The organism is Methylobacterium iners (assembly GCF_022179305.1).
Classification (GTDB): domain Bacteria; phylum Pseudomonadota; class Alphaproteobacteria; order Rhizobiales; family Beijerinckiaceae; genus Methylobacterium; species Methylobacterium iners.
Genome location: NZ_BPQP01000148.1, coordinates 1 through 5,094, shown reverse-complemented (window position 1 = coordinate 5,094; position 5,094 = coordinate 1). Strand labels below are relative to the sequence as shown.

At 54.3% G+C, this 5,094-nt stretch carries 1 protein-coding gene and 2 pseudogenes; 2 read left to right on the top strand and 1 reads right to left on the bottom strand.

From position 1 onward, the window contains the following. Positions 1-533 precede the first annotated feature (533 nt). Positions 534-1,713, top strand: a pseudogene (locus tag MFF55_RS26255) (IS3 family transposase); the annotation flags it as partial. An 846-nt stretch (positions 1,714-2,559) separates the two neighbouring features. Next, on the top strand, positions 2,560-4,806 hold the full coding sequence (locus tag MFF55_RS26250) for a GumC family protein (RefSeq protein WP_283206807.1): 2,247 nt from the start codon (positions 2,560-2,562) through the stop codon (positions 4,804-4,806). Between the two features lie 53 nt (positions 4,807-4,859). Here the strand turns inward: MFF55_RS26250 and MFF55_RS27260 are convergent. Continuing rightward, a pseudogene (locus tag MFF55_RS27260) lies at positions 4,860-5,067 on the bottom strand (IS5/IS1182 family transposase); the annotation flags it as partial. Between the last annotated feature and the right edge of the window lie 27 nt (positions 5,068-5,094).

Here is a 5,094-nt window from a genome sequence, read left to right as displayed (position 1 = left end):
GCGGTTGATCATGGCGGTCGGAGCTCTCCTGAGCCCGACCGCCATGATCAACCGCTGCATAACAATAATCCTTTTTCGTCCACGCCGAACCAGGCAACTACAGCGCTCGGAGCCGCTCCGACAGCGACCTAATGCGGGCCGGCTTGAACAACAAGTTCAGGACCTTCTACGGTCTATCGTTATCTGACTCTGCCCAAACCTTGGCGCCAGGTTATTCGACGGTGGCGCAACAGACTGGACGTATAACTGAAGAAGTCGTTGAGCTAAGTGATCGTACAACGACAATCAAGCACCGAAGTACCACACAGTGCAGGCCCGGCCAGTGCTTCGCATCCGAATCGTCTATTAGCTGCAATTGCGGCGTATGCTCAGTCTCAACCCGTAGTATTACGTCCGTAAACCATACACCTACAACATTTACGGCTCGGACACTCCTCCTATCTCTGTTGGCTTTCTGCAATAGCCAGTCGCTGATCTGCCCCCACTGAAGTGGTCCGCTTTTGGTATGGCTTTCGAGCCTGGAGGACGGATCGATGTCGAGGAAGCGACCCAAGCCTGAGGAGATCGTCGCGAAGCTGCGCCAAGCCGACGTTCTGGTTGGCCAAGGCCACAGCGTAGCGGAGGCGATCCGCGCGATTGGCGTGAATGAGGTCACCTACTACCGCTGGCGCAAAGAGTTCGGCGGACTGAAGACGGATCAAGTTCGACGGATGAAGGACCTGGAGGTCGAGAACCAGCACCTACGCAAGGCCATCGCCGACCTCACGCTGGACAAGTTGATCTTGCAGGAGGCGTCCCGGGGGAAACTTCTGAGCCCCGCGCGCCGACGCGCCTGTGTCGGGCACATCATGCTGACGATGGACATCTCCGAGCGGCGCACCTGCCGCGCGCTCGGTCAGCATCGCTCGACACAGCGCAAAGTGCCGCGGAGCCGGGAGGACGAGGTGGCGCTCACAGCTGAGCTTGTGGCGTTGGCCGAGCAGTATGGAAGCTCACGGGTACCGCAAGATCGGCGCGCTGCTGAAGGCCGCCGGCTGGTTCGTCAACGACAAGGGGGTCGAGCGGATCTGGCGGCGCGAGGGCCTGAAGGTGCCCGCCCGTCAGCCCAAGCGCAGGCGGATCTGGGACGGCGACGGCTCGTGCCTGCGTCTGCGGCCCGAGCATCGCGATCACGTCTGGTCCTACGACTTCGTCGAGGCTCGCACCCACGATGGCCGGAAGGTGCGCCTACTCAACGTGCTCGACGAGTACACGCGCGAGTGCCTGGCGATCCGGGTGGCGCGCAAGCTGAAAGCCATAGACGTGATCGACGTGCTCTCCGACCTGTTCGTTCTGCGCGGGGTGCCTGGCCACATCCGCTCAGACAATGGTCCGGAGTTCATCGCCAAGTCCGTGCAGGCTTGGATCGCTGCTGTCGGCGCCAAGACCGCCTACATCGCTCCAGGCTCGCCGTGGGAGAACGGCTTCGTCGAGAGCTTCAACGCGCGGCTGCGGAACGAGCTGCTGGATGGGGAGATCTTCTACAGCTTGCGGGAAGCGCAGATCCTGATCGAGAGTTGGCAGCGGCACTACATCATCGTCCGCCCGCACGGCGCACTCGGCTATCGGCCGCCCGCGCCTGAGGTGTTTTTGCCCGCCTTCACCGCTTGGCCGGCTGCGCACCCCCGACCGGCTCCACGGGCCAAGCTACCCATGGAGCAAAGGCCGACCCTGGCGATGGCACATCTGTTTTGTTTGTCCAATGAAGCCAAGACTGTCCCTGCGCTCCAGTCCGGGCTGATCCCAGAGCATGAACGGGGAGATTGCCGCCCACAGCCTATCCGAGTGCCAGAACAGGTCCGCCATCAGTACCTCGAAGCCGCAAACGGCTGCCAGGAATCACAAAACCGCAAACCTCGCAACGTCTTGGTTCGGTTCAGATCCAAGCCAATTCGCATTGCTAAGGCTTGGCATAACCGCTACCACTTTCCAATGTATTTTAGGAAACAAGCATATCAAAAAGATCGGCTAAATTGTGTCTGCTTGGCAGCCTAGGGATCAATCGTGATCCTATGGCCTGTAGGCCACGCACTCTCGCTTGTTTTACGCTCTTCGCGTTGCATCGAAAGTGAGCTATGAGTCGCGCGCTCGAAAAGGACCCGTCTGACTATGGCCTCCAGGTATATCAACCGCAGTGAACCGTGCACTTCGGATCAGACCTCCCCATGCAGCGCCGCTTGTTGATTGATCATGAGGCGAGAATTCCATCAAGCGCGATGGGCGGGGTAACCTCTGGGGATCATCAATCTTTCCAGCCAACCTGAGCAGCAATTGCAATGGGAGTTGCAGACGTTAGCTAACTTCCCTGACTGTGAGCGCCAATGTGTGCAAAGTTTAGTTTGCCAAAAATTGTGACGCACGTAACGAAAATTGTCTGTATAGAAGAGAAGAAAGTTTCATATGTCTCATTTATGGAGCCAAAATATTAAGGTAGGATCAATAGAGTCCAGACATAAATCTTAGCCCTGCAGAAAACTGAAACCATAACGTAAATCTGGCTTTGAGTAGGAATTATTTAAAATGCTTCAAACTTTAGGCGCACCGTCTCGAACCACAAAACGAACTGGTGAGTCAGAGGATGTCAGTCTTGTCGACATTCGACATATATGGACTGTGATACGTCGTCGTTGGAAGTGGATTGCGGCTAGTTCGCTTCTCCTCACCACTCTTGTTTTTGGTTATTGTCTCTTAGCAACGCCACTTTACACTAGTACAGCTACCATCGTCATTGATCCACGCAGGGTTCAGGTATTCGGTCAAGCGAAACAGGACTCTGCGGTAGTTGGCGAGGCGCCAGTAGACACTAATCTGGTTGACAGCATAATGGCAACTCTCTCCTCCGAAGCTGTGCTTCGGCGTGCTGTCGCTAAATTGAACTTCTTGGAAGACCCGGAATTTAAAGGAGCCTTCAAAAATGTTTTTCAACGCACTTCTGACGAAATAACGAAAATATTTGCTTCATCGTCAGGCCCTCAACAATCTGAGGAACAGCGCATCCGCTCAGCTATTGACTTCATTGGACGCCGATTAATTTTGCAGCGAACCGGCACTAGCTTCGCTATAACTTTGAACTACACAGCGGCAAACCCCTCCCAGGCTTCGCGTGTATTGAATGCTGTGGTAGACTCATTGATTGAAGATCAACAAGCTGCAGCCTTTGAGGTTCTTCGTACTACTTCAGACTGGCTCGAATCAAGGCTAAAGGAATTGCGAGAGCGAGCATCCAAAGATGCAGAGGCGGTTCTCAGTTTCAAGTCACAGAACAAGTTGGTTGATGTATCTGGAACACTTGTTAACGATCAACAAATCACGCAGGCAACGACACAGTTATCTACGGCTCGCGCGCAAACAGCGGAAGCTAAGGCCAGACTTGATCGAGCGGAGGAGGTGCTTCGCTCCGATTCGGCAGACTCCGGCGTGTCAGAAGCCATTCGAAACGATGTAATCAACACCTTACTTGGCCGACTTTCCGACCTAAGTCGTCGAGCTTCAGATCTTGCCTCGCGTTTTGGGGAGAACCACAGTGCCGTCTTGGCAGCCAAAAATGACATACGTGAGACGAAACGGGCAGTGAATGCAGAGTTGCGGAGGGTTGCAGCCGGTATTCGCAGCGACTATGAGGTTGCGCGTGCGCGCGAAAAATCACTGGAACGCAGCATAGAAACACTTATTCAAACTACCTATGGTTCGCGTTTGCAGCAGATAAAGCTGCGCGATCTCGAGAGTGCTGCCCAGTCGTCACGTGCACTTCATGATTCGCTTCTGCAGCGATACGATACAGCGATCCAACAGCAGTCACTTCCAGTTGCCCCGGTTCGCGTTGTAACTCGTCCGGCTCAGCCGAGAGAAAAGAGCTGGCCAAAGACGCCCCTGTTGGTAACGGCTGCGCTAATTGTCGGTGCCGGTTTAGGGTTCGCCGGCGCGCTCACCAGAGAGATGTTCGACTCAACAGTGAGGACCGCGGATCAACTTCAAGGGCTTATAGGCACTGATCGAGTAGCTCTTGTACCCGACGTTCCGTATAAAGATCAAATCTGGCCCACAGGTGGAACAGGTTTTCGACGGGAACTTGCTCTAGATTACGCGGTGTTGAATCTCAATTCTCGCTTTTCGGAGTCTTTCCGGCGGGTCAGGCATGCTATAGATGATTATACAGTAGATGATCATAAGATTGTTGCATTAGTATCGACTTTACCGGACGAAGGAAAAACAACCTCGGCTGTTAGTCTTGGCTCTCTTATACGTAGCGGAGGTGGAAGGGTTTTAGTCATCGACGGGGATTTGCGGCGGCAGAATCTCTCGCAAAAAGCCAACGCTACAGGAAAACCAGGGCTGATGGATGCCTTGGATGATCTTGAGGTGCTAAAAAATTCAATACTGAAAGGCGGGTTGGCGGAAACAGACTTTCTGCCCGCTGGTACGACAAACACGTTAGCCTCTCCCGGCGAGATAATTTTGTCGCCGAATTTGCCTTTGGTTTTAAATGAACTGCGAAAGGAATATGACTACTTGCTTATTGACCTTCCCCCCTTGCATCACACTGCGGATGCAATGGCAGTCGCGCCTCATGTGGACATGTTTGTTTACGTCGTAAGTTGGGGTGATACAACCGAAGCTGTAATACGAGCCTCGTTAGACTCGGCTCCAAATGTTAGTCAGAAGATCGCTGCAGCTGTTCTTAATAAGGTGCCTCCGGCTGCATTAGCGCGAATGTACCCTACGCGGAGTAAGTATTCCGCTGCTGACGCCTATTACTACACGTCGTGAATCAGGAGAAACACTGCCTGAGGCAGCCCATGGTTCGTAACGGTTTGATAAATTTGTGCGAGGCGTCTGATAAGGATCATAGCGGCCAGCACGATGAGGGCGCGTGGGGAGGAGGATGTAGCCTCGTGATAGCGGGCGAGCCTTCGGCACCGGCTGATCTACCCAAAGGTATACTCAACAACCCTGCGACGCGGCAAAGCCCTTCCGTCTTTCCTGGGGCGCGGCTATCTCAGTGGTGACGGCTGTGGCAATGCCGACACGTGTCACCTAGAGCGTTTTCCACGATCC